The sequence below is a fragment of the Roseiflexus sp. genome (genome assembly GCF_057785375.1).
In genome coordinates this window covers 20,784-44,763 of the sequence record NZ_JBYNRX010000019.1, presented here as the reverse complement: position 1 = coordinate 44,763, position 23,980 = coordinate 20,784, and the positions used below count along the sequence as shown (strand labels likewise).

Below are 23,980 nucleotides of genomic sequence, written 5' to 3'. Positions count from 1 at the left end.
AGAACTAATAGAGCAAACAACCAGATGTTGCCCAATGCTTGCCCGTGGCGACCATCGAGCAGCGGACGTTGGCTGAGCCAGTCGAAGCCAACGTCCGCTGCTCCATGGTCAACACGGGCGAGTATTGTGCAACATGCGATTGATCGCTCTATTGGATGGCTCCAACCGGTCGGCGGGAGGGTAGGGGGGTGGTTGGCGCGCAGGGGAGAGGTGGGTCTGAGACCGGAGGAGGGGGGCGGTCTCAGACCGCTCCCCTACTTGTTTTTGCACAGTCTTTATGGTATAATTGAAACGGATATGCACAGGTTTTCCCATTTCGACGATCAGAGGAATTGCCCACATGATTCCACTGCACAAAGGCTTAACCACCAAGGACACGAAGCGCACGAAGGTGAATAAAATGAAGCGCATTTCATTTGTGTCCCTTTGTGACCTTCGTGGTTACTTTTTGCAGTGAAGTCACACATCAGAAGGGAGAGGAGTCACATGCTGCGACATGTCAAGCGCCGCGGAGTGGCGCTCATTGCCGGCATCGGTCTGGCTCTGAGCATTGCCGCGTGCGCGAGCCAGGCGAAGGTGCAGGAACAGCCGTTGTTGAACCAGTTGATGGCCCCCAATGGTTTCGTTATCCAGCAACCGGCGACGAACCAGACTGACATGAACACGACCCTTCCGTTCGACCGCGTCGAGCAGGCGCCCGCCATACTGGCCGGTGAGGGACAGGTGACGTTCGACCGCGTCGAGCAGGCGCCTGCCGCCGCTCCGGTTGGCGAGTCGCAGCGTGCGATGGATGCAAAGCAGAACACCGCTGTCCACATGGGATGTGGGAAGTGAGTGAGGAGTGAAGCGCGAGGGCGGCAACCGTTAGATGAGGTTGTCGCCCTTGTTTTCAAAGATATCTTGGATCCGACTTCTCGCCTGCGACACCATCTCACTCCGCCGTAGCCGATTCCATTTCTTCACTGTAATTCTTGAGGGTTGAAAGATCGCGGATGCGCTCAGTGAAGAGGATGCCGTCCAGGTGGTCGATCTCGTGCTGCAAAGCGCGCGCCAGCAATCCCGTCGCCCGCCGGATGCGTTGCCGCCGCCCGTTCAAATCGGTGTACTCGACGGTCACCCACGTTGCGCGCGGCACCTCGCCATACCACCCCGGCAGGCTCAGGCACCCCTCCAGCATCACTTCCTCCTGATTGCCGGACTTGACGATCTCCGGGTTGATCAGGACAAAGTTCTGTTCCGGCGCAACCTCGACCTTTGTGCCATCCGGTCGCTCTTCCATCGTCGGAGGGATCGAGATAACCGTCAGGCGCTGTGTGATGCCGATCTGCGGCGCTGCCAGCCCAACGCCATTGGCAGCGTGCATGGTTTCAAACATATCGGCGACCAGTTGCTTCAGCGACGGGTTGGGCATCCGCACCGGGTAGCAGCGGGTCGTCAGGATTTTCTTGTCGTCCGGGTTATCGATGCGCAAAATGCGGCGCAGCGCCATGGCGTTCTATCCTCCAGCGATCTACGTGCTCTTGTGGTGCATTATAGCACAGGGGCGACTCGTAGCGACGGTCTCCTTGCTTGACAGCCATTCGCATCGATGGTACACTGCGCAACGCGGTAAAGAAAGCTATCATACGCGGTATGCGATCTCTGATCACCAAGCAAGTCAAGCGCAGCAAAAAGCCGGACGTCTGGTCTGGTTAAGCTCGCTTGTCGCGCAATGGTTGGTTGACAGGCCCGCTTTGCCAGACCAGGCAAGCGGGCTTTCTGTTTATGCTTCAGGAGGGAGTCGTGGGGCAGACGCTTGCAGAACAGATCCTTTCGCATGCTGCCGGAAGGCCGGTCTTCGCGGGTGAGAATATCGTCGCCAGCGTTGATCTGGCGATGATGCACGACAGTATTTCGCCCAGCATCATCAAAATCCTGCACCAGGAACTGAACGCCGATCAGGTGTGGGACCGCGACCGGGTGGCGGTTGTGGTGGACCATGTGGCGCCGGCGGCGACGATCCAGAATGCCGAGCATCAACTGGCGTTGCGGCGCTGGGTGCGGCAGCAGCAGATCACGCACTTCTTCGATGTCGGGCGCGGCGTTTCACACCCGGTGCTAGTCGAAGAAGGGCTGGCGCGCCCCGGCATGCTGATCCTCGGCAGCGACTCGCATTCGACGGCGTATGGCGCCGTCGGCGCGTTTGGCGCCGGTATGGGTTCGACCGACATGGCGCTGACGCTGGCGACCGGGCAGACGTGGCTGCGCGTGCCGGAAACGGTGCGCATCCTGGCGCGCGGACGCTTCCGCCCTGGCGTCGGCGCGAAGGACCTGGGACTGCGCGTGGCGCGCCTGATCGGCGCTGACGGCGCAACCTACCAATCGGTCGAGTGGCACGGCGTCGAGGCATTGAGCGTCAGCGAACGGATGACGCTTGCCACGCTGTCGATCGAGATCGGCGGCAAGGCGGGCATTATTCCGCCGACCGGTCGCGGCTGGGAGGAACACGCGATGCGGCGCGGCATTACCGTGCCGTCGTGGTTGCGCGTCGAGGAAGGAGCGCGCTACAGTCGGACGGTCGAGGTCGATCTCGATACGCTCGAACCGCAGATCAGCATGCCGCACTTCGTTGACAACGTGCGCGATCTGAGCGAACTGGGGCGCGTCGAGGTCGATGTGGTCTACATTGGCACCTGCACAAACGGGCATGCCAACGATATGGCTGCCGCCGCGCGTATTTTGCAGGGGCGCAAAGTGGCGCGCGGGGTGCGGCTGCTGGTCGTTCCGGCTTCGAGCGAGGCATTACAACAGGCAACCGCCGACGGGACGCTGGCGACCCTGCTCGCAGCCGGCGCCGCCATTGGCACCCCCGGTTGCGGCGCGTGCATCGGGCGGCACATGGGGGTGCTGGCGCCTGGCGAAGTCTGTCTGTTCACCGGCAACCGCAACTTCCGCGGGCGCATGGGATCGCCGGAGGCGCAGATCTACCTGGCATCGCCCGAAGTCGCCGCCGCGACGGCGGTTCTGGGGTACATCGCCCATCCGGCGGAGGTGGTGGGATAGAGAATGCCATGCATCCCGAAACGACATCCATTCACGCCGGTCAGGAGATCGATCCGACGACGGGGGCGGTCATTCCGCCGATCTATCTGACGACGACCTTCGAGCGCGCGTCAGACGGGAGTTTCCCACATGGGTACATTTATACCCGCAACGGCAACCCCAACCGCGCGATGCTCGAAACATGCCTGGCGGCGCTCGAAGGCGGCGTGACATGCGCGGCGTTCAGTTCCGGTCTCGCTGCGGCTATGAGCATCTTCCAGGCGTTGCGCCCCGGCGACCATGTGATTGCGCCCGATGACGCCTATCACGGGATTACGCGGCTGCTGCGCGAGATTATGGCGCCGTGGGGACTCGCGTATACCCGCGTTGATATGCGCGACCCGCAGAACGTCACGGCGGCGTTGCGCCCCAACACGCGCCTGGTGTGGGTCGAGACGCCCTCCAACCCGCTGCTCAAAATCGCCGATATTGCCGCAATTGCGGAAATCGCCCGTTGGGCTGGCGCGTTGTGCGCAGTGGACAACACATGGGCCACGCCGATACAGCAGCGCCCGCTGGAATTGGGGGCGGACATGGTGATGCACGCAACAACGAAGTACATTGGCGGGCACAGTGATGTGCTCGGCGGGGCTGTGGTGTTCGGCGCAAACGATACGTTCGCCGAACGGGTGCGTTTTCTTCAGATCAATGGCGGCGCTGTTCCGTCGCCGTTTGACTGCTGGCTGACGCTGCGCGGCATTCAGACGCTCCCGTATCGCGTGCGCGCGCACGCCGCGAATGCCATGCAGGTCGCTCGTTTTCTGGCGGAGCATCCGCGCATCGAGCGCGTTCACTATCCTGGGCTGGAAACTCACCCTGACCACGTGGTCGCTGCGCGGCAGATGCGCGGTTTCGGCGGTATGCTTTCGATTGAAGTCAAAGGCGGCGAAGCGGAGGCGATGGCAGTTGCAGCCAGAGTGAAGATCATCACCCGCGCCACCAGCCTTGGTGGTGTCGAAAGCCTGATCGAACATCGCGCGTCGGTTGAGGGACCGGAGAGTACGACGCCGCCAAACCTGCTGCGCATTTCGGTCGGGCTTGAACATCCCGACGACCTGATCGCCGATCTGGCGCAGGCGCTGGCGTAGGAAACTTCATTCACAGGACTGACGCGGTGGCGCGTTCTTTGCTCCACAGAGACTGCGGCAGTGTGGCGCTCTTGATCAGGTGGTGCGGTTCGGCGGCAAAGCCGCCGAACCGCACCAAAAAAGATCGGTACCGCTCTGCCGAAGGCAAAAAGAGCCGTCACACGGTTCGGTTCGTCCGTGAGGCGACTGCGTAACTCCTGTCATTCACGCAAGAAAGGACTGCTCGTATGGCTCGTATCTGGCGCTTTGGCGCAAATGTCAATACCGATCAGATCGTCCCCGGACGGTATGCGCCGTATATGCTCAAAAACGAGGACGATCTGCGCAGATACCCGTTCGTTGAGGCGCGCCCCGAATTTGCCTCAACCGTGCGTCCTGGCGACTTGATTATCGCCGGCCCGAACTTCGGCTGCGGTTCATCACGCGAATATGCGCCACTGGCGCTCAAGATGGTCGGCGTAGGGGCGATCATTGCGCCGCTCTTTGCGCGCATTTTCTACCGCAATGCGCTCAACCTGGGCATTCCGCTGTTCGAGGCGGACCTGACCGACCAACTGGAAGACGGACAGGAGGTGGAGTTCAACGCCGAAACCGGCGTCATCATCGCCGATGGGCGCACGATTCAACTGCCGCCGCCGCCTGAGTGGATGCGCGAGGTCTGGCGCGAAGGCGGGATTGTGCCATTCTACCGCAAGTATCGTCGCTTTCCCGGAGCAGTGGCGGTATGAATGCGTCGCCATTCACCCTGCTCGTGATCCCCGGCGACGGTATCGGGCGCGAGGTCGTTCCGGCTGCCGTATCCGTGCTCCGGGCGACCAGTCTGTCGCTGCGGTTCGTGGAAGCCGATGCGGGCTGGGAGTGTTTCCGGCGCTGCGGTGAGGCGCTGCCTTCGCCCACGCTCGAAACCGCGCGCGCAGCGGACGCGGTATTGTTCGGCGCAGTCGCTTCGCCGAGTCACCCGGTCGCCGGATACCGCAGCCCGATTGTGCGGCTGCGCCGTGAACTTGATCTGTACGCCAATATCCGCCCGGTCTTCGCCGATCCGCCGACTGCCGACGATCCGCATGCGCGTCGGGTCGATCTGGTGGTGGTGCGCGAGAACACCGAAGGGTTGTACGCCGGGCGCGAACGGGTTGAAGACGGCGGCGCGACCGCGATTGCCGAGCGTGTCATTACCCGGCGCGCCAGCGAACGGATCGTGCGGGTTGCGTTTGACCTGGCGCGCGCCCGCTGCGCCGCGCGCAATGCGAACGATGCGCCGCCAGCAAAGGTGACCATTGTCCACAAAGCGAATGTGCTGCGTGAAACATGCGGGTTGTTCCGCACGGTCGCGCTGGAGGTTGCACAGGCATACCCCGACGTGCGGGCAGAGGAGATGCTGATCGATACCTGCGCGCTGCAACTGGCGACGCGCCCGGAACGCTTCGATGTGCTTGTCACGACCAACCTGTTTGGTGATATTCTGTCGGATGTCGCCTGTGCCTGGGGGGGCGGATTGGGGCTGGCATCCTCGGCGAACCTGGGTGAACGGTATGCGCTGTTCGAACCGGTGCACGGCGCCGCGCCCGACATCGCGGGGAAGGGGATCGCCAATCCGCTGGCAGCCATCGGGTGCGCCGCGCTGCTGCTCGACTACCTCGCCCGACGTGCGCCACCCGACGTTGCGCCCGACATCCTTGCCTGGAGCGCACGTATCCAGCGCGCCATTCGCCACGTGCGCGCCGTCGGCCCGCATACGCCCGATCTTGGCGGCAACGCGGCCACGGCTGAAGTTACCGAGGCGGTTATTGCACATATACTCACATCATAAGAAAAGGAGACGCACATGCGCGCCATATGCCCGGAATGTGAAGCCGAAATCATCCTGCCCGAAGGAACAGTCGAAGGCGAGATTCTGACCTGCCCCGACTGCGCCGCCGAACTGGAAGTGGTCAGCATTAACCCGCCGGAACTGGCGCTTGCGCCGGAAGTTGAAGAAGACTGGGGAGAATGACCTATGCGAGTCGGCGTCCTCTGCTCCCGTATCCGTGTCGAGGAAAAACTGCTCTTCGCCGAATTGGAACGACGCGGCATCGCCTATGAACGTATCGACGACGATGATGTCATTTTCGACCTGAATGAAGGTCGCTACGAGTACGACGTCGTGCTCGAACGAAGCATCCACCATTCCCGCGCTCTCTACGCGCTCAAGGTCTTCAACGACGCAGGCGTGCCGACGGTCAACACCGCCTACGTCGCCGACATCTGCGGCGATAAGTTCAAGACCACGCAGGCGCTCATCCGCGCTGGCGTGCCGACGCCGCGCACCCGCATGGCATTCACTCCCGAATCGGCGCTACGTGCAATTGAAGACCTTGGCTATCCGGCGGTGCTCAAGCCTGCCATCGGTTCGTGGGGCCGCCTGATCGCCAAAGTCAACGATCGTGAGGCGGCGGAGGCGCTGCTCGAACACAAGCAGATCCTGGGATCGTACCACCATTCGATCTTTTATATTCAGGAATACATCCCCAAACCTTATCATCGTGACATTCGCGCGTTCGTCGTCGGCGACGAGTGCATTTGTGCGATCTACCGCACCAGCGACCACTGGATCACCAACACCGCCCGTGGCGGGCAGGCAACCGTCTGCCCGGTGACGCCTGCCCTGGCGGATTTGTGTGTCAGCGCGGCATACGCGGTTGGCGGCGGCGTGGTGGCAATCGACGTGCTGGAGGCGCCCGACGGCAGACTGCTGGTGAACGAAGTCAACTACACGATGGAGTTCCGCAACAGCATCGCGCCGACCGGTGTGGACATTCCGGCGCGGATTATCGATTTTACGCTGGAGGTTGCGCGGAAGGGGACTGCCTTATGAGCGTGCGCGTCTCGATTGTCGGCGGCAGCGGGTATGTCGGCGGCGAATTGCTGCGCCTGCTCCTGTTTCATCCGCAGGTCACCGTTGCGCAGGCGACTTCCGAGCGGCTGGCAGGCAAGCCGATCACGACGGCGCACCCGAACCTGCGTGGCGTGAGTGCAGCGCGCGAACTTCAGTTCACTTCTCAGGACCGGTTGGCGCCGTGCGATGTGCTGATCCTGGCGCTGCCGCACGGTGATGCTGCGCGCGCTATTGATCGTTTCGCCGGTCTTGCGCCGAAGATTATCGACTGTTCAGCCGATTTTCGTCTACGCGATCCGACCGTCTATGCTCGCTGGTATGGCGAGAACCACCCTGCGCCCCACTGGCTCGAACGTTTCGTCTACGGATTGCCCGAACTTCACCGTGATGCCATCCGCAGCGCCAGTTACGTCAGCGGCGTCGGGTGCAACGCAACGGCGGCCATTCTCGCGCTGCTGCCACTGACACGCGCCGGTCTGATCGATCCGGGGCGCGATCTGATTGTCGAGGTAAAGGTTGGCTCCTCGGAAGGGGGCGCACAACCGAACGAGGCATCGCACCACCCGGAGCGCAGCGGCGCTGTGCGCTCGTTCGCACCCGTCGGGCATCGCCATACCGCCGAAGTGATACAGGAACTTGGCGTACAGCGCGTGCATCTGTCGATCACCAGCGTCGAACTGGTGCGCGGCGCACTCGCTACGGCGCATGCGTTCGCTGGCGGACCGGTGAACGACAAAGACCTGTGGCGCGCGTTTCGCGCTACATACAGCAGCGAGCCATTCGTGCGCATCGTGCGCGAAAAACAGGGCGTTTACCGCCTGCCCGAGCCGAAGATTCTGGCGGGCAGCAATTACGCCGATGTCGGGTTTGCGGTGGACGAGGAGACCGGGCGGATTGTGTCGATCTGCGCCATCGACAATCTGATGAAAGGCGCCGCCGGAACCGCCGTGCAATGCCTGAACCTGATGTGTGGCTTCGATGAGCGGGCGGGACTGGAGTTTCCTGGATTGCACCCAGTTTGAGGCGACCGGCACCGCGCTGGCGCAGCCCAATACCCAGGCGGTTGCCAGGGATGGCGAGCGCTGGCGGCGCCTGCGGGCGCCCCCCGGTGGTGACGGTCACCTGGGGCGCAGCCCAATACCCGGCGGTTGCCAGGGAACTAGGTGACCGTCACCGCGCTGGCGCAGCCCAATGCCCAGGCGGTTGGCAGGGATGGCGAGCGCTGGCGGCGCCTGCGGGCGCCCCCCGGTGGTGACGGTCACCTGGGGCGCAGCCCAATACCCGGCGGTTGCCAGGGAACCAGGTGACGGTCACCGCGCTGGCGCAGCCCAAGGTCAGGCGGTTGGCAGGGATGGCGAGCGCTGGCGGCGCCTGCGGGCGCCCCCCGGTGGTGACGGTCACCTGGGGCGCAGCCCAATGCCCAGGCGGTTGCCAGGGAACCAGGTGACGGTCACCGCGCTGGCGCAGCCCAAGGTCAGGCGATTGCCAGGGATGGCGAGCGCCGGCGGCGCCTGCGGGCGCCCCCCGGTGGTGACGGTCACCTGGGGCGCAGCCCAATACCCGGCGGTTGCCGGGGAACCAGGTGACGGTCACCGCGCTGGCGCAGCCCAATGCCCAGGCGGTTGGCAGGGGTGGCGAGCGCTGGCGGCGCCTGCGGGCGCCCCCCGGTGGTGACGGTCACCTGGGGCGCAGCCCAATGCCCAGGCGGTTGCCAGGGAACCAGGTGACTGTCACCGCGCTGGCGCAGCCCAAGGTCAGGCGATTGCCAGGGATGGCGAGCGCCGGCGGCGCCTGCGGGCGCCCCCCGGTGGTGACGGTCACCTGGGGCAGGGGCGCAATGCTGGCGGGCGCCAGGGACAGCGAGCGCAAGCATGGCTGGTGGCGACGGTCACCTGGCAATGGAGTCGCATAGATATGTCACCCATACCAGATTTCTTACACAACGAAAACCCGGCGCAACCGCGCTATCACGAAGCGGTCGAACTGTTTGCACTGTTCGACTATCTGAAAGCCGTGCGCTGGGGGGTCTTTAGCATCCGCGAGTCGTTGCAGGCAGTCGGCGAGTGCCGCGATGGGACGCTCCAGGGGTTCCACCTGACCATTGATGAGGCATGGGATGCGGTGCGCGGCATGGACTCGCTGGGGGTCGGGGTGATCGAACTCCCCGCATTTCCCGCTAATCCGCCAGGACAGGCGTTCAATCGTCGTCTGCTGGAACGCGCCGTTGCTCACGGACTGACGACAACCTTCGCTGCGCATGCACGCTGTGTCGCCGCCGATATTCGCATCGCCGCCGAGACCGGCTTCCGTCGCCTGCACCTCTACATTGGCGTCAGCCCGATCAAGCAAGCGACGGTTCATGCAAACGCCGTTCAGCTTGCCGACAAAGCCTTCGACGCCATTCATCTGGCGCGCGACCTTGGCTTCGACTGCGTTCGTATCAGCACTGAAGACGCCTATCGCACCCCGCTCGACGATTATCGCGCGTTCTACGAGCGATTGCAGGAGCGCCTGACAAGCCACGGGCTGCATGTTGACGGCATCGGCATCCCCGACACAGTCGGCGTCGGCACGATTGATGATCTTGGCGATCGGATTGCGGTGTTGCGGCAGGTCGGCATCCGGTTTGCCTTCCTCGAATGTCACATTCACAACGACATCGGTCACTCCGACCGGCTGTATGTCGATACGCTGCTGTTGTGCATGCGACTGGGGATCATGATGCTGCCTGATTTTTCGATCCTGGGGATCGGAGAGCGTAATGGCACGATCGGTCTCAGTTCACTGATCGAGGCGATCTACCGACGACTCCTGCTCCTTTACCCGCGTTCCATGCCCGCCATCCGCCAGGCAGTGCGCGAGAAACTCGGCGTGCTCCCCGATGGCGAACTGTTCGTCAACCGCTATCGTGACCTCGACGCCTTCTTCTACCGGATTCTGGCGCGCAGCGGTTTCGTCTTCGACCGCAGTCCGTTTTCGTCGAATACCGAGTATGATGGTTCCGGCGTCCACGCCGATACGACCCTGCGCGCCTTCCGCCTGGCGCTGGAGAAAGGATACGAAGGGCAGCAGGCGATTGATCTCGGCAATAGCGCTTACGCTGGGGCGTTGCCGCCTTACGACATGCCGTTGCGCACACCGGTGCTGGCATGCTTCGGTTGTGGTAAGAGCAACGTGCGTTTCTGGCGCGAACGGGAGCATCTGGTGTTGCGCTCCGCCGAAGACATCCGCGCCCGGATTGTTCCGTATGCTGACGATCTGGCAGAAGATGACCAACATATTCCCACCGACGAAACAACTGCCGACGAACTCGCCGCACGGTTGATCCGCTGCGCCAGTGTGCGTGAAGGAGGAATCAACCACCACCAGGCAATGGAGATTGTCCGACTCTTCTACCGATCCAGGGAGGCTGCCGAATGATCGTGGTCAAAGTTGGCGGCGGCGCGGGCATCGCTTATGACGCGCTCTGCGCCGATCTCGCCACCCTTATGCGCGCTGGTCAGCGGGTCGTATTGGTGCATGGCGGCTCGCATGAAACCAACACCCTCGCCGAACGGTTGGGACACCCGCCCCGTTTCGTCACTTCGCCATCCGGTTACACCAGCCGCTACACCGACCGTGCGACGCTGGAACTTTTCCTAATGGCGACTGCTGGCAAGGTCAACAAGATCATCGTCGAACGCTTGCTGCAACTTGACGTAAACGCCGTCGGTCTCGCCGGTCTCGATGGGCGTTTGCTGCAAGGGCAACGCAAAGCCATCATCCGCATTATCGAAGACGGCAAGCAGAAAGTACTGCGCGACGACTGGACCGGAACCATTGAAAAAGTCAATACCGATCTGCTCAATCTGCTCTTGAACGCCGGATTTCTGCCGGTGATCGCGCCGATCGCCGCCAGCTACGCCGGTGAGGCGCTCAACGTCGATGGCGACCGCGCGGCGGCTGCGGTCGCCGCAGCGCTTGGCGCCGATACGCTGGTCTTGCTGACGAACGTTCCCGGTCTGTTGCGCGCCTTCCCCGATGAAAGCACCCTCGTCCGGCGCATACCGCGCGCCGATGTGGAGGAGTACCTGCCGCTGGCGCAGGGCCGGATGAAGAAGAAGATTCTGGGCGCGTCTGAAGCGCTGGCGCAGGGGGTTGGACGGGTCATCCTCAGCGATGCACGCGTTGCCGAACCGGTCTCACGCGCCCTTGCAGGCGAGGGTACGGTTATTGTATGACACGCTGGCAACGCACCCTTTTCATCCTGGTCGCCGCGCAACTGGTTTCGGCAATCGGTTTTGGGATGTTTTTTCCGTTCCTACCGCTCTATGTCGAGCAACTGGGTACGAACACCGGGTTGAGTCTCGAATTCTGGGCGGGCATGGTGTTTTCCGGGCAGGCGCTCACAATGGCGATTACGTCGCCGATCTGGGGGTCGCTGGCGGATCGCTACGGACGCAAGGCGATGATCGAGCGTGCCATGTATGGCGGCGCAGCGATCATTCTGCTGATGGGATTCGTCCGCTCGGCGGAGGAACTGGCGCTGCTGCGCACAATCCAGGGCGCTATTACCGGCACGATCGCCGCGATCAACGCGCTTGCCGCCTCGCTTGTGCCGCGTGAACGCACCGGCTACGCCATGGGGATGCTCCAGGTTGGGCTGTGGGCCGGCATTGCTGCCGGACCATTGCTCGGCGGAGTCGTTGCCGATGCGTTTGGTTTTCGCGCAGCTTTTATTGTTACGTCGATCCTGCTGCTCATATCTGGCGTCGTTGTAACGTCTGGCATCCATGAGCGCTTCACGCCGCCGCCGAAAGGGGCGCAGCGTCCCGGCATCCTCAGCGACTGGCGACGCATTCTGGCGTTGCCAGCCGTCACCGCTGCCTATACAACGCGCTTCCTCAACTGGCTGGGACCGAACATGCTGCTGCCGCTGTTGCCGCTGTATGTTGCATCGCTCATGCGCGGCAGCGCCGGCGTCAGCACCCTGGCTGGCGTGATCGTTGGGCTTTCGTCGGCGGCAGGCACGGTGAGCGCGCTCTACCTGGGGCGGTTGGGCGACCGTGTCGGACATCGTCGGGTGTTGCTGGCGGGAACGCTGGTAGCGGCGCTCTGTTTCATTCCGCAGGCATTCGTCACTGCCGGATGGCAACTGCTCATGCTCCAGGCATTGACCGGTGCGGCGACCGGTGGGATGAACCCGGCGCTCAGCGCACTGCTGGCGCGCTACACGCGCGCAGGAGATGAAGGGGCGGTGTTCGGCATCGACAACTCCGTGAATTCCGCTGCGCGCGCCGCCGCGCCCCTGCTCGGCGCCATGATCGCCGCATGGTTCGGCTTGCCTGCCGTTTTCATCGCTACTGCGCTGGTGCTGCTGGGCGCGGCGGCGCTGGTCTTCCGCTGTCTCCCGGAACGGACGGCTGCGCCGCTGGTGGTTCCGACGGTGCAACCTTGTGAGCATACGCGAGGGTAGACCTGAACCTGGGCGCGGTGCAGATGACCGTCATCTGGGCGGGGACGGCGCACGCGCGCGCGGGCGTGAACCATCCATCGCGCAAGCCGCAGCGCACGGCTGGGGAGGGCGCACGCGCGCGCGGACGTGAACGCCCGGGCTGACCGCACGAAGCCGCGCTGTGCGGGACTGGGGTAGTAGGGGACGGGGGCAGCGCTCGCACGCAGTAGGAATAGATGAAAGTTTAAGTCCAAGAATAATGTGGAGGAGACCCTGTGCCGTACTCGCGATTATTTTACCACTTTGTTTGGACGACTTATCAACGATTGCCAATGCTCACTGCTACTCTACGAGAGCCATTATTTGCAGCAATTCGCGCGAAAGTCAATGATCTGCACGGAATAACACATGCCCTTAACGGCATGGAAGACCATGTGCATCTTGTTGCCGCTGTACCACCGAGTATCGCTCTGGCTACCTTTATCGGGCAAGTAAAGGGTGTGTCATCTCATCTCGTTTCACGCCTGAATTCCGACATCGTTTTTGCGTGGCAAAAGGAATACGGCGTTTTGTCGCTATCAGAGTCACATCTAAATAATGTGATGCAATATGTCATCAACCAGCAAAAACATCATGCCGAAAATACGCTGGATCAACGTCTCGAAAAATGTGATGGGTCTTTGTGAATCGAAGTCGGGATGATGGCGCCACTCTTGATATACAGTCGCTTGAACAGTCGTAAGGTAGTACCAGCGAGAGGGCGCTTGAGCGCCCTTCGTTCTCTCAGCCCGACGCTTGAGCATCGGGCGAGATGGCAGGCGCCGCGTCGCTTCGGGCCAGGGCGCTTGAGCGCCCTTCGTTTCCTCAGCCCGATGCTTGAGCGTCGGGCGAGGTGGTGCTTAGCCCGACGCTTTATCGGGCGAGATGGTGCTCAGCCCGACGGTTTAGCGTCGGGCAGGCGGCTCACTCCCCGCCGCCTGCCGCAGGTGATCGACGGTCAGCGTGTAAGCGCGCGCAAATCCGCCGACATATCGCGCACCGGCGGCAGTGAAACGGTAGAGGTTGAAATCGGCAAAATCAAAGAGCATCGCCGCTGCTGGGTGCCGCGCCAGGTACCGTTCGTGCCCTGCTGCGTACTCCGGCGTGTCTTTTACTACCGGCGCCACCGTGCCGCTCAACGTGATCCGCGCCAGCGTCTGGACATCGTCGGTCGTGGGAGTTTCTGGTTCGGCAATCAGCAATGCAGTGCGCGGATCGGCGCGCAAATGGCGGGTGTGTGGCGAGAGATCGCTCAGATAGAGCAGATAATTGCACAGGTCATCTTCGGCAACGTAGGCGACGAGCGACACAAAAGGCGCACCGTCGGCGAGCGTTCCTAACGAGGCGACGCGCTGACCGCGCAGAAGACGCGCAATGAGCGGAAGTTCATCCTGGAGCATACCGATTCCTCCCCGCAATTTTCAGGTATGATACTGCCACGATTGGGTTCATAAGGCTTCCAGCATTTCGCAGAAAGGTTGACGCAAAGACGCAACATGTGCGTGATAGCGGTCTTGCAGTATGTTCGAATGCGCCGCCCGATTGTATAAATCGGCGCTCTGTGTCCCCGTGCCTTTGTATAAGTTTCTAATAGGAAGATCAATCCAAATCTGGACAACCACGCTTGCACTGGTGAAACGGTTGGCGTTGGCTGAGCCTGTCGAAGCCAACGCCGACCACGAGATTGTTTGATATTCGGTTGATCTTCCTATGCACCTGTGGTGCAGTTGGCGTTGGCTGAGCCTGTCGAATCCAACGCCGACCACGAGATTGTTTGATATTCGGTTGATCTTCCTATAAACCCCCGGATCAGGAGACAACAATGACACAATCGATAAGCGAGTCTATCATATCCACCGAAACTGTGTACACGTCCGGCGTCTATCCCAAGCGGCAGGTTGCAATTGTGCGCGGCGAGGGAGCGCTGCTCTGGGATGCCGATGGTCGTGTGTACATTGACTGCGTCGGAGGGCAGGGGGCTGCCAACCTGGGGCATGCCCATCCCGCAGTTGTGGCGGCTATCCGTGAACAGGCGGAGCGCCTGATCAGTTGCCCGGAGATTTTCTACAACGATCAGCGCGCCGCCTATCTTGCCGAACTTGCCGCTGCGCTGCCCTTCACCGCCAGGATCTTTCTGTGCAACTCAGGCGCCGAGGCTGTCGAGGGCGCAATCAAAATTGCGCGCCTGAAGACCGGACGCAGTGGGATTGTCGCAGCAGTGCGCGGATTCCATGGTCGCACGATGGGCGCGCTCTCTGCCACGTTCGAACCGAAGTACCGCGAGCCGTTTATGCCGCTCGTGCCCGATTTTACCCATGTGCCGTACAACAATATCGCGGCGCTCGATGCGGCAGTCACCGACCGCACCGCAGCCGTCATCCTGGAACCGGTGCAGGGTGAAGGCGGCGTCCACCCCGCCGCCCCCGGCTACCTGGCTGATGTCGAGCGGATCTGCTGCGAACGCGGGGCGCTCTTGATCATCGATGAGGTGCAGACCGGGTTTGGACGAACCGGGACGCTGTTCGCCATCGAACACCACGGCGTTGCTCCGGCGCTCCTCTGCCTGGCAAAGTCAATCGCCGGCGGATTGCCGATGGGCGCCATCGCCATCAACGCCACCCTCGGTCCGCTGCCGCCGGCCAGTCACGGAACAACCTTCGGCGGGTCGCCGCTGGTCTGCGTTGCCGCCCGCGCCGCGCTGCGCGCCATACGCGACGAGGAGTTGTCGCGCCAGGCAGCCGAAAAAGGCGCCTATATCCGCGAACGCCTGGCTGTGTTGCGCCTCCCGCGCATCCGCGCGGTTCGCGGGCAGGGGTTGCTGATCGGCATTGAACTGAAGGAGCGCGTGCAACCATTCCTGATCGCCCTGATGGAACGCGGCGTCCTGGCGCTGCCCGCTGGACCGAATGTGCTGCGGTTGCTGCCGCCGCTCGTCATTACCTACGAACAGATCGACGCGGTGATTGCCGCGATTGCCGGGGTGCTGGCATGATCCTCGATCCCGTTGCGTTGCTTACTCGTATGCTGGAGATTCCGTCCGTCTCCACGCAGGAATCCACGCTGGCGCATGTTCTGGTAGCGGAAATGGCGCGCCTGGGGTTCGAGAGTTTCGTCGACGAAGCCGGAAATGCGGTCGGCATCATGGGCGCAGGTCCCGACGTAGTGCTGCTGGGGCATATCGACACCGTTCCAGGCGAAATACCGGTACGTATCGAGAATGGCAACCTCTACGGTCGCGGCGCGGTCGATGCCAAAGGACCGTTCGCAGCGTTTGTGTGCGCTGCGGCACGGCTGACGGCTTCTGGAGCGCATTTGCCGTTCCGCCTCGTGCTGATCGGCGCCGTGGAAGAAGAAGCCGCCTCGTCGAAGGGCGCGCGGTATGCCGCCGAACAGTACCATCCGGTCGCCTGCGTCATCGGTGAACCGAGCGGCTGGGACCGGATTACCCTCGGCTACAAAGGGCGCCTGCTGGTCGATGGCGTCTGGGAGCAGCCGATGAGCCACAGCGCCGGGCGCGAGGCGTCGGCTGCGGAGCGTGCCGTCGCCTTCTGGAACGACGTGGCTGCCCACTGCACAGCGTACAACCAGGGGCGTGAGCGCCTGTTCGACCAGTTGCTGCCCTCGTTGCGCTCTATCTGTAGTCAGAGCGACGGCCTGACTGATCGGGCGGAACTGACGATTGGCGTGCGCCTGCCGCCTGACGTTCCGCCTGAGACGCTGTCATCCGTCATTGCAGAGCGTTCCCACGGCGGAGTGTTGCGCTTCCGTGACCTCTGCCCGGCGTACCAGGCGGAAAAGAACACGCCGCTGGCGCGCGCCGTTCTCAAGGGGATTCGCGTGGCTGGCGGAAATCCCGGCTTTCTGCTGAAAACCGGCACCTCCGACATGAACATCGTTGGACCAATCTGGCGCTGCCCGATTCTTGCCTATGGACCGGGCGATTCAAGCCTGGATCACACCCCGAATGAGCACATCAGTGTCGAGGAATACCTGCGTTCCATCGAAGTGCTGGAGCACGCACTGCGGCGGCTGGCAGTCGATGGGTAGCAACAAAGTCACAGCGTTGTGTCCGGCGCGTTAGCGAAGAGTTCCGCCACCAGCAGCGGTAGATCGGGCAGGCAGGTCAGGCGCAGGGTGTGGGTGGCGTCGTACACGACAGGCGCGCCATAAGCGTCTTCCTCAAGGCGATGTACGGTTGCAGTGCGTTGCGCCGGGTCGATTTCCACATACTCCGCGACGCCGGCGCGGGCGTAGGCGGCGCGTTTCTGCGCCATCGCCTCAGCGCTGTTGCCCGGCGAAAGCACTTCGATGATCAGGTCGGGTGCGCCACGGATGCGGCGATCACGCACCAGCGCAGCGACTCGTTCAGCGCGGATGAAGAGGAAATCGGGCTGCACCGCGTCGTGTGGCGACAAAATGATGCCGATAGGCGCAGTGAACCAGATGCCGAGTCCGCGTGCCTGTGCGGGGATGCCGATCAGCTCAATACACCTGCCGACAATCCACTGATGGAATGCGCTTGGAGCAGTCGTCATACCCAGGGTCCCTTCAATGATTTCGTAGCGGTTGCCGTCGTCGGGCAGGCGCTCCCACCACTCGACCGTCCAGCGCCCCTGGGGTGGTCCTGGCAGCGCGTGGTCGAGCAGCAGCGGCGCGACGGTGGTGATTTCGAGAGTCATGCGCGTCCTCCATCTTGTACAGCGCCTGTCACCATTATACCGGATGCGCTTGCTCAAAAAATCGAAAAATCTCGAAAACTCTTGACAACACTCGAAAATCACAGTACACTTACTCAATCATTCCGCACGACACGTTTCCGGTTCACGAGCATATGTCCGATCACAGCGCCGACGCGCTTCCACCCGAAGTGCGGCGCGATCAGATCATAGCGCTGCTTCAGCGTCACGGGCAGATCTCCGTCAAATGGTGCGCCGAACAACTTGGCGTCTCCGAAGTGACGATTCGCAGTGATTTTGCGCTGCTCGAACGGGAGGGCATGCTGCGCCGCATCTGGGGTGGCGCTGTGCTCGACCGGCCCTTGTGGCCCGAGGGCAGCTTTGCGTCGCGCTTGAAGCAGCAGGCGGCGGAGAAGGAGAGCATCGCGCGCGCAGCAGCGCGCCTGATCAACGACGGTGATACCGTGGCGCTCGATGCCAGCACAACCGCCTATGCCATTGCCCGTCAAATTACCAATCGGCGCAACCTTACCGTCATCACCAACGGCATGCACCTTGCCCTCTCGCTCGGCGCCTATCCTGCCATCACTACGATTGTGATTGGCGGGCAGGTGCGTGGCGAAACCGGCTCGCTGACCGGTACGCTGGCAGAGGAGATGTTGCAGCGTTTGCACGCCGACAAAGGGTTCTTCTCGGCGCGTGGATTGACCCTGACAAAGGGACTGACTGAAAGTTCCATCCCGGAAGGATTGCTCAAGGCAGTGATGGTGCGTCACGTTGATCAGGTCATCGCCGTGCTCGACAGCACGAAACTGGGTGTCGGCTCACTGACGAGTTTCTGCCCGGTCGAGGCGATCCATCTCCTGATCACTGCCGGACCGGATGCCGCTGAGCGGAGCGCCCCGTTTGTCGATCTCTTTTCGGTGACGATTGCGGAGTGAGGAGACAGGATATGAAACGCGTCGGTTTCACCCTCAAAGTCAAACCGGAACTCATCGATGAATACAAAGCCCATCATGTGAATGTCTGGCCCGAGATGCTCGACGCGCTGCGACGGCACGGCTGGCGTAACTACACCCTTTTTATGCGCGATGACGGGCTGCTCTTTGGCTATGTGGAAGTGCCGGAGAGTTTCGAGCAGGCGCTGGCGGGCATGGCGACGGAAGAAGTCAATGCGCGCTGGCAGGCGATGATGGCGCCATATTTCGAGAACCTCAGCGGCGCCTATGCCGATCAGAGTATGGTCGAACTGGAAGAGGTCTTTCATCTGGATTGAAACCAAAATCCCCCAAACCAGAGAGGTTAGGACGTTATCGACAGGGTTTCATATGCGAATTCTTTGTGCCTTTGTGCGCGCTTAAGGTGCGGAGACCAAAAGGCGTATCGTATCGATTGCCGGGCATTGCGCCTTTGCATTTGTGCGTCAGCCTTATTTGAGAAATGCTGTGAGCGTGTTATTTCGCCAAGGAGACGCATATGACATTCACTGCACCGACTCCGGCGCAGATCGAAGCCGCCTATGCCGTCGCGCGCGAGCGCTACGCCGCCCTTGGCGTCGATGCCGAAGCGGCAATGGCGACCCTGGCGACGGTCAGTATCAGCCTGCACTGCTGGCAGGGGGACGATGTTGCCGGCTTCGAGAACCCTGGCGCTCCGCTCGAAGGCGGGATTGCCGCCACGGGCAACTATCCGGGCAAAGCGCGCAATGCCGACGAACTGCGCAGCGATCTCGATATGCTCTACCGATTGCTGCCCGGTCGCCATCGGCTCAACCTCCACGCGATCTACGCCGAAACCGGCGGTGCGAAGGTCGGGCGCGACGAACTGCGCCCTGAGCACTTCGCTGCATGGCTCGATTGGGCGAAGGCAGGCGGGCACGGAATTGACTTCAACCCGACATGTTTTTCCCATCCGCTGGCAGCCGATGGATTGACCCTCTCCCATCCCGACCCGGCGGTTCGCCGCTTCTGGATCGATCACTGCATCGCCTGCCGGCGCATTGGCGCGCATTTTGGTCAGACGCTGGGCACGCCGTGCATCACGAACATCTGGATCCCGGATGGCACGAAAGATACCCCGGTTGACCGGTTGGGACCGCGCCAGCGCCTGCGCGAGTCGCTCGACGCGATCCTGGCGGCGCCGCTCGACCCGGCGCACAATCGCGATGCGGTGGAAGCCAAACTCTTCGGCATCGGCTCGGAAAGCTACGTCGTCGGCTCGCACGAGTTCTATCTGGGGTACGCCATCAACCGCCCGGGGTTAATCCTCTGCCTGGATACCGGTCACTTCCACCCGACCGAACTGGTCTCTGACAAAATCTCATCGGTTCTGCTGTATGTGAGTGACATTCTGTTGCACGTCAGTCGCGGCGTGCGCTGGGACAGCGATCACGTCGTGACGTTGAACGACGAGACGCAGGCGATCATGCAGGAAGTGGTGCGCGGCGGCTTCCTGGCGCGCACCCACATCGGGCTTGATTTCTTCGATGCCAGCATCAACCGGATCGCCGCCTGGACGATCGGCGCCCGCAATGCGCTGCGCGCCCTGCTGCTGGCGCTGCTCGAACCAACCGACCGGCTGCGCGAACTGGAGCTGGCGGGCGATACGACGGCGCGCCTCGCCCTGCTCGAAGAGTTGAAGGGCATGCCGTGGGGCGCGGTCTGGGATATGTATTGCCACCGCCACGATGTGCCGGCGGGGGCCAGTTTCCTGAACGACGTGCGCCGGTATGAAGCCGACGTGCTCGCCGCGCGGCGCCCGTGATGTGTCATTTACCATACAGACACAAAGGCACAAAGGCGTGTGTTTTGCGCTGTTGCGTTTTATATCAGATGGAAGCTCCGGAGGGGCTTGAATGATCTCAGCCAGGGCTTTGGCCCGCAGATCAGAGGAGATGCGGCCCGGCAGCACAGGTATACCGGCGCTGAGCGTTGGCTGAGCCTGTCGAAGCCAACGCTCACCTATGACGAGAACCGCTATAATCCGTCAGAATCCGTCCCGATCCGTGCAAATCCGTGTGCCATTACGACTCATGCTCGAATAGTTGATGCTTCCAGGAGCAGGAGATGACAATACACCCCAACCCATCGCGCTTCCGCCACGTCCATTACGGCTGGGACGAAGCCTACGCCGCCACGCTCGATCCGGTCGGCCGGCTGGTCTACCGTTCCAACCTGCTGGGCAGCGATCAGCGCATCACCAATACCGGCGGCGGCAACACATCGGCGAAGATCATGGAGCGTGACCCACTGACCGGCGATCCGGTCGAGGTCCTGTGGGTCAAAGGGTCGGGCGGCGACCTGCGCACGAGTACACGTGCGCATTTTGCTTCGCTGGAACTGAAAAAACTCTGCAAACTGCGCTCAATATACCTGAACAATCCCACGCGCGGACCGAAGAGCGCTGCTGAAGATGCGATGGTCGATCTCTATCCGCACTGCACCTTCAACCTGAATCCGCGCGCTTCCTCGATCGATACGCCGCTCCACGCCTTCATTCCCTACCGCCACGTCGATCACATGCACCCGAATGCAGTAATCGCTATTGCCGCCGCGCGCAACGGCGAACGTCTGACGCGCGCCATTTATGGTGATGAGGTGATCTGGACGCCCTGGCAGCGCCCCGGTTTCGATCTCGGCTTGACGCTCGAACGCATCTGCCGCGAGCATCCGCAGGCGAAGGGGGTGATCCTGGGCGGGCACGGGTTGATCAACTGGGCTGATAACGACCTGGATTGTTACGACCGCACCCTCGACCTGATCGAGCGGGCCGCCAGTTACATCGAGGAGCATGATCGCGGTGAGGCAACATTCGGCGGGCCAGCGTACGAAGCGTTGCCGTTCGACCAGCGGCGCGCGGCATTCGCAAGCATTCTGCCGTGGCTGCGTGGCCAGATCAGCCAGCAGCGCCGTTTCATTGCCACAATCCAGGACGATGGCACCACCCTGCGTTTCGTCAACAGCGTCGATGCGCCCCGGCTGGCGGAACTGGGAACCAGTTGCCCCGACCATTTTCTGCGCACCAAGATCAAGCCGCTCTATATCGACTGGCATCCGCACAATGAAACGTTCGACGACCTGAAACGCAAACTATCCGACGGATTGGAACAGTACCGCGCTGATTACACCCGCTACTACGAAACCTTCCGCCGGAGCGACTCGCCGCCGATGCGTAATCCCAACCCGACAATCATTCTGATCCCTGGACTGGGGATGATCGCCTGGGGCAAGGACAAGAGCGAGTCGCGCGTTACGGCAGAGTTCTATACCGCTGCCATCGAAGTGATGCGCGGTGCGGAAGCGATTGACGAGTACACGGCGTTGTCGCTGCAAGAGGCGTTCGACATCGAATACTGGCAACTCGAAGAGGCAAAACTGCGCCGGATGCCGCCCGAGAAAGAACTGGCGCGGCAGGTGATCGCCGTCATCGGCAGTGGCAGCGGCATCGGGCGCGAGGTCGCGCTCCGGCTGTCAGATGAAGGCGCCCATGTGGTCTGCGTCGATAAGGACGAAGCAGCGGCAGGAGCGACCGCACAGGCGATCATCGACCGGCATGGCGTGGGCATCGGCGTGGCGGGCAGCGACATTTCCGCCTGCGGACCGGCGATCAGCCTGGCTGCCGACATCACTGATCGCGCCAGTGTGCGCCGGATGGTGCAGACCCTGATTCTCGCCTATGGCGGACTCGACGCCGTTGCAGTCACGGCGGGCGTCTTCGTGGCGCCCGATGCGGAAGGGCGCATTCGTGATGAACAATGGGCGCTGACCTTCGCCATCAACGTCACCGGGCAGTACATTGTCGCCGATGAAGCTGCGGCGATCTGGCGCGCGCAGGGGTTGCCCGCCTGCCTGGTGCTGACCACCTCGGTCAATGCGGTGGTGGCGAAGAAGGGATCGCTGGCATACGACACGAGCAAAGCCGCTGCCAACCACCTCGTCCGCGAACTGGCGATCGAACTCGCGCCGCTGGTGCGGGTCAACGGCGTCGCGCCGGCGACTGTTGTGCAGGGAAGCGGCATGTTTCCCCGCGAGCGGGTGATAGCCTCGCTCGCCAAATACGGCATTCCCTTCGCGTCCGACGAGCCGGCCGAGGCGTTGACGGCGAAACTGGCGCAGTTCTACGCTGAACGCTCCCTGCTCAAACGAGCGGTGACGCCAGCCGATCAGGCGGAAGCCTTCTTCTTGCTGCTCAGCCAGCGGTTGCGACAGACGACCGGGCAGATTATCACAGTTGACGGCGGACTCCACGAGGCATTTCTGCGTTGATGGGGAACGGGTATGAGCGATCAGGCGCACATGCTGGCAGTCGATATCGGCGCTTCCAGCGGGCGGGTGATGCTCGGGCGCTGGGATGGCAGCCACATTGCACTGGAAGAGATCCACCGCTTCGCCAATGGCATGGTGGAGCAGGACGGTCACCTGTTCTGGGATGTCAACCGGCTCTGGCGCGAGATTCAGACCGGCATACAGCGTTACGCGACACAGGAAAACCAGGCGCTGCTCGCCAGCATCGGCATCGACACATGGGCTGTCGATTATGCGCTGCTCGACGAACGTGGCGGATTGCTCGGCGACCCCTATGCCTACCGTGACCCGCGCAACGAGGGGATGGCAGAACTGGTCGATGCCATTATTCCGCCAGAGGAACTGTACGAACGCACCGCTTTGCAGCGCCTGCCATTCAATACCCTGTACCAGTTGTATGCCGGTCGGAATGCTCCCTCGTTCGCAGCGGCAGCGACGTTGCTCCTCATGCCCGACCTCTTTCACTACTGGTTGACCGGAGCGCGGGTGGCGGAGTACACCAACGCCACCACAACCATGTTTCTCGACGCTCGCCAGCGCGTGTGGGCAACTGACCTGCTCGAGCGCCTGGGGTTGCCGGCGCGCATTCTCCCTCCGCTGGTCATGCCGGGGACGCGCCTGGGTTTGCTGCTGCCGGAAATCCAGCACGCCGTTGGATTGCGTCACTCAATTGAGGTCATCGCCGTTGGAACCCACGACACCGCCAGCGCCGTGGCGGCCATTCCGGGTCTCGATGCGCACAGCGCGTACATCAGCAGCGGCACATGGAGTCTGGTTGGCGTCGAACGTTCTGAGCCGCTCATCAGCGCCGAGGCGCGCCTGTTGAACGTCACGAATGAGGGCGGCGTCTACGGAACCATCCGCCTGCTGAAGAACGTGAGCGGGCTGTGGCTGTTGCAGGAATGCCAGCGGCGCTGGAACGACGAGGGACGCCAGTTGACGTGGGACGAGATCATTGCGCAGGCGGAGGCGGCGCCGCCATTGCGCGCGCTGATCGACCCGGACGCGCCGGAGTTCCTGGCGGTCGGCGACATGCCCGCGCGCATCCGCGACTACTGCCGCCGCACTGGTCAACCCGTTCCTGAGACGGTCGGTGAAATTGCGCGGTGCTGTCTGGAAAGCCTGGCGCTGCGCTACCGCCAGGTAATTGAGGCGCTGGAGCAGCTCACCAGTCAGTCAATCACGACGGTGCGGATCGTCGGTGGGGGCAGCCAGAACACGCTGCTCTGCCAGTTGACCGCCGACGCCTGCCGCCGTACTGTGGTCGCCGGTCCGACCGAGAGCACGGCGCTGGGGAACATCCTGGTTCAGGCGATTACGATGGGTTATTTTCCCGATCTTGCTACAGCACGTCAGATAGTAGCGGCGTCGGCGCCGCAGCGGGTGTACACGCCGCGTCACGGCAAAGCAAGATAGACATCGTCTCCATTCAACATCCGCTGTTTGTAATACCAGGCGGTGTTCAGTCAGACAAGATGTTCGCG

The 23,980-nt window shown here is 62.3% G+C and carries 25 protein-coding genes; 21 read left to right on the top strand and 4 right to left on the bottom strand.

Features of this window, described 5'->3' with window-relative positions:
• Positions 1-486: 486 nt before the first annotated feature.
• Complete coding sequence (locus AC3EA7_RS03560; protein WP_488612653.1) at positions 487-834, top strand: hypothetical protein; 348 nt, start codon at positions 487-489, stop codon at positions 832-834.
• Between the two features lie 97 nt (positions 835-931).
• Here the strand turns inward: AC3EA7_RS03560 and def are convergent, their stop codons facing one another.
• Positions 932-1,489: a peptide deformylase gene (gene def / locus AC3EA7_RS03555; RefSeq protein ID WP_488612652.1), complete on the bottom strand. Its 558-nt coding sequence runs from the start codon at positions 1,487-1,489 to the stop codon at positions 932-934.
• A 293-nt stretch (positions 1,490-1,782) separates the two neighbouring features.
• Here def and AC3EA7_RS03550 point away from each other — a divergent pair, with 293 nt between their 5' ends.
• From AC3EA7_RS03550 to AC3EA7_RS03515, 8 genes are all read left to right on the top strand, one after another.
• Positions 1,783-3,042, top strand: coding sequence for a 3-isopropylmalate dehydratase large subunit (locus AC3EA7_RS03550; protein ID WP_488612651.1), 1,260 nt, complete (start codon positions 1,783-1,785; stop codon positions 3,040-3,042).
• 8 nt (positions 3,043-3,050) lie between these two features.
• A complete protein-coding gene (locus tag AC3EA7_RS03545; protein ID WP_488612650.1) occupies positions 3,051-4,169 on the top strand; it encodes a trans-sulfuration enzyme family protein in 1,119 nt (372 codons plus the stop codon).
• 227 nt (positions 4,170-4,396) lie between these two features.
• Positions 4,397-4,897: a LeuD/DmdB family oxidoreductase small subunit gene (locus AC3EA7_RS03540; RefSeq protein ID WP_488612649.1), complete on the top strand. Its 501-nt coding sequence runs from the start codon at positions 4,397-4,399 to the stop codon at positions 4,895-4,897.
• Positions 4,894-5,979: an isocitrate/isopropylmalate dehydrogenase family protein gene (locus tag AC3EA7_RS03535; RefSeq protein ID WP_488612648.1), complete on the top strand. Its 1,086-nt coding sequence runs from the start codon at positions 4,894-4,896 to the stop codon at positions 5,977-5,979. The genes AC3EA7_RS03540 and AC3EA7_RS03535 overlap by 4 nt, the downstream gene beginning before the upstream one ends.
• A 15-nt stretch (positions 5,980-5,994) precedes the next feature.
• Positions 5,995-6,162, top strand: a complete 168-nt coding sequence (gene lysW, locus AC3EA7_RS03530) for a lysine biosynthesis protein LysW (RefSeq protein ID WP_488612647.1) — start codon at positions 5,995-5,997, stop codon at positions 6,160-6,162.
• A gap of 3 nt (positions 6,163-6,165) precedes the next feature.
• Positions 6,166-7,023: a lysine biosynthesis protein LysX gene (gene lysX, locus AC3EA7_RS03525; RefSeq protein WP_488612646.1), complete on the top strand. Its 858-nt coding sequence runs from the start codon at positions 6,166-6,168 to the stop codon at positions 7,021-7,023.
• Entirely contained in the window at positions 7,020-8,066 is a 1,047-nt protein-coding gene (argC, locus tag AC3EA7_RS03520; protein WP_488612645.1) for an N-acetyl-gamma-glutamyl-phosphate reductase, read from the top strand. Before lysX ends, argC begins: the two co-directional genes overlap by 4 nt.
• A 141-nt stretch (positions 8,067-8,207) precedes the next feature.
• Entirely contained in the window at positions 8,208-8,351 is a 144-nt protein-coding gene (locus AC3EA7_RS03515; RefSeq protein WP_488612644.1) for a hypothetical protein, read from the top strand.
• Positions 8,352-8,441: 90 nt separating this feature from the next.
• Here the strand turns inward: AC3EA7_RS03515 and AC3EA7_RS03510 are convergent, their stop codons facing one another.
• Positions 8,442-8,585, bottom strand: a complete 144-nt coding sequence (locus tag AC3EA7_RS03510) for a hypothetical protein (protein ID WP_488612643.1) — start codon at positions 8,583-8,585, stop codon at positions 8,442-8,444.
• A gap of 41 nt (positions 8,586-8,626) precedes the next feature.
• Between AC3EA7_RS03510 and AC3EA7_RS03505 the strand changes: the two genes are divergently transcribed.
• From AC3EA7_RS03505 to tnpA, 5 genes are all read left to right on the top strand, one after another.
• On the top strand, positions 8,627-8,956 hold the full coding sequence (locus AC3EA7_RS03505) for a hypothetical protein (protein WP_488612642.1): 330 nt from the start codon (positions 8,627-8,629) through the stop codon (positions 8,954-8,956).
• Positions 8,957-8,958: 2 nt separating this feature from the next.
• Positions 8,959-10,464, top strand: a complete 1,506-nt coding sequence (locus tag AC3EA7_RS03500; protein ID WP_488612641.1) for a beta/alpha barrel domain-containing protein — start codon at positions 8,959-8,961, stop codon at positions 10,462-10,464.
• Positions 10,461-11,264 (top strand): [LysW]-aminoadipate kinase, encoded by an 804-nt coding sequence (locus tag AC3EA7_RS03495; protein ID WP_488612640.1) that lies wholly within the window; start codon positions 10,461-10,463, stop codon positions 11,262-11,264. The genes AC3EA7_RS03500 and AC3EA7_RS03495 overlap by 4 nt, the downstream gene beginning before the upstream one ends.
• Positions 11,261-12,499, top strand: a complete 1,239-nt coding sequence (locus AC3EA7_RS03490; protein WP_488612639.1) for an MFS transporter — start codon at positions 11,261-11,263, stop codon at positions 12,497-12,499. Before AC3EA7_RS03495 ends, AC3EA7_RS03490 begins: the two co-directional genes overlap by 4 nt.
• A 254-nt stretch (positions 12,500-12,753) precedes the next feature.
• A complete protein-coding gene (gene tnpA, locus AC3EA7_RS03485) occupies positions 12,754-13,164 on the top strand; it encodes an IS200/IS605 family transposase (protein ID WP_488612638.1) in 411 nt (136 codons plus the stop codon).
• 258 nt (positions 13,165-13,422) lie between these two features.
• Here tnpA and AC3EA7_RS03480 read toward each other — a convergent pair whose 3' ends face one another.
• On the bottom strand, positions 13,423-13,917 hold the full coding sequence (locus tag AC3EA7_RS03480; RefSeq protein WP_488612637.1) for a HugZ family pyridoxamine 5'-phosphate oxidase: 495 nt from the start codon (positions 13,915-13,917) through the stop codon (positions 13,423-13,425).
• Between the two features lie 422 nt (positions 13,918-14,339).
• Here AC3EA7_RS03480 and AC3EA7_RS03475 point away from each other — a divergent pair, with 422 nt between their 5' ends.
• Both AC3EA7_RS03475 and AC3EA7_RS03470 read left to right on the top strand, forming a co-directional pair.
• Entirely contained in the window at positions 14,340-15,509 is a 1,170-nt protein-coding gene (locus AC3EA7_RS03475) for an aspartate aminotransferase family protein (RefSeq protein WP_488612636.1), read from the top strand.
• A complete protein-coding gene (locus AC3EA7_RS03470) occupies positions 15,506-16,564 on the top strand; it encodes a [LysW]-lysine hydrolase (RefSeq protein ID WP_488612635.1) in 1,059 nt (352 codons plus the stop codon). Before AC3EA7_RS03475 ends, AC3EA7_RS03470 begins: the two co-directional genes overlap by 4 nt.
• Before the next feature lie 8 nt (positions 16,565-16,572).
• On the opposite strand, the gene AC3EA7_RS03465 is transcribed toward AC3EA7_RS03470, so the two are convergent.
• On the bottom strand, positions 16,573-17,196 hold the full coding sequence (locus AC3EA7_RS03465; protein ID WP_488612634.1) for a Uma2 family endonuclease: 624 nt from the start codon (positions 17,194-17,196) through the stop codon (positions 16,573-16,575).
• A 152-nt stretch (positions 17,197-17,348) separates the two neighbouring features.
• Between AC3EA7_RS03465 and AC3EA7_RS03460 the strand changes: the two genes are divergently transcribed.
• The 5 genes from AC3EA7_RS03460 (at position 17,349) to AC3EA7_RS03440 (ending at position 23,912) form a co-directional block, all read left to right on the top strand.
• The gene (locus AC3EA7_RS03460) at positions 17,349-18,134 is read left to right on the top strand and encodes a DeoR/GlpR family DNA-binding transcription regulator (protein WP_488612633.1); all 786 of its coding nucleotides are present in this window, start codon (positions 17,349-17,351) and stop codon (positions 18,132-18,134) included.
• 11 nt (positions 18,135-18,145) lie between these two features.
• A complete protein-coding gene (locus AC3EA7_RS03455) occupies positions 18,146-18,469 on the top strand; it encodes an L-rhamnose mutarotase (RefSeq protein ID WP_488612632.1) in 324 nt (107 codons plus the stop codon).
• Between the two features lie 200 nt (positions 18,470-18,669).
• On the top strand, positions 18,670-19,956 hold the full coding sequence (locus AC3EA7_RS03450; RefSeq protein ID WP_488612631.1) for an L-rhamnose isomerase: 1,287 nt from the start codon (positions 18,670-18,672) through the stop codon (positions 19,954-19,956).
• A gap of 302 nt (positions 19,957-20,258) precedes the next feature.
• Positions 20,259-22,457 carry a bifunctional rhamnulose-1-phosphate aldolase/short-chain dehydrogenase gene (locus AC3EA7_RS03445; protein ID WP_488612630.1) on the top strand — a complete coding sequence of 733 codons (2,199 nt, stop codon included), beginning with the start codon at positions 20,259-20,261 and terminating at the stop codon, positions 22,455-22,457.
• 12 nt (positions 22,458-22,469) lie between these two features.
• A complete protein-coding gene (locus tag AC3EA7_RS03440; protein ID WP_488612629.1) occupies positions 22,470-23,912 on the top strand; it encodes a rhamnulokinase in 1,443 nt (480 codons plus the stop codon).
• The last annotated feature ends 68 nt before the right edge of the window (positions 23,913-23,980 follow it).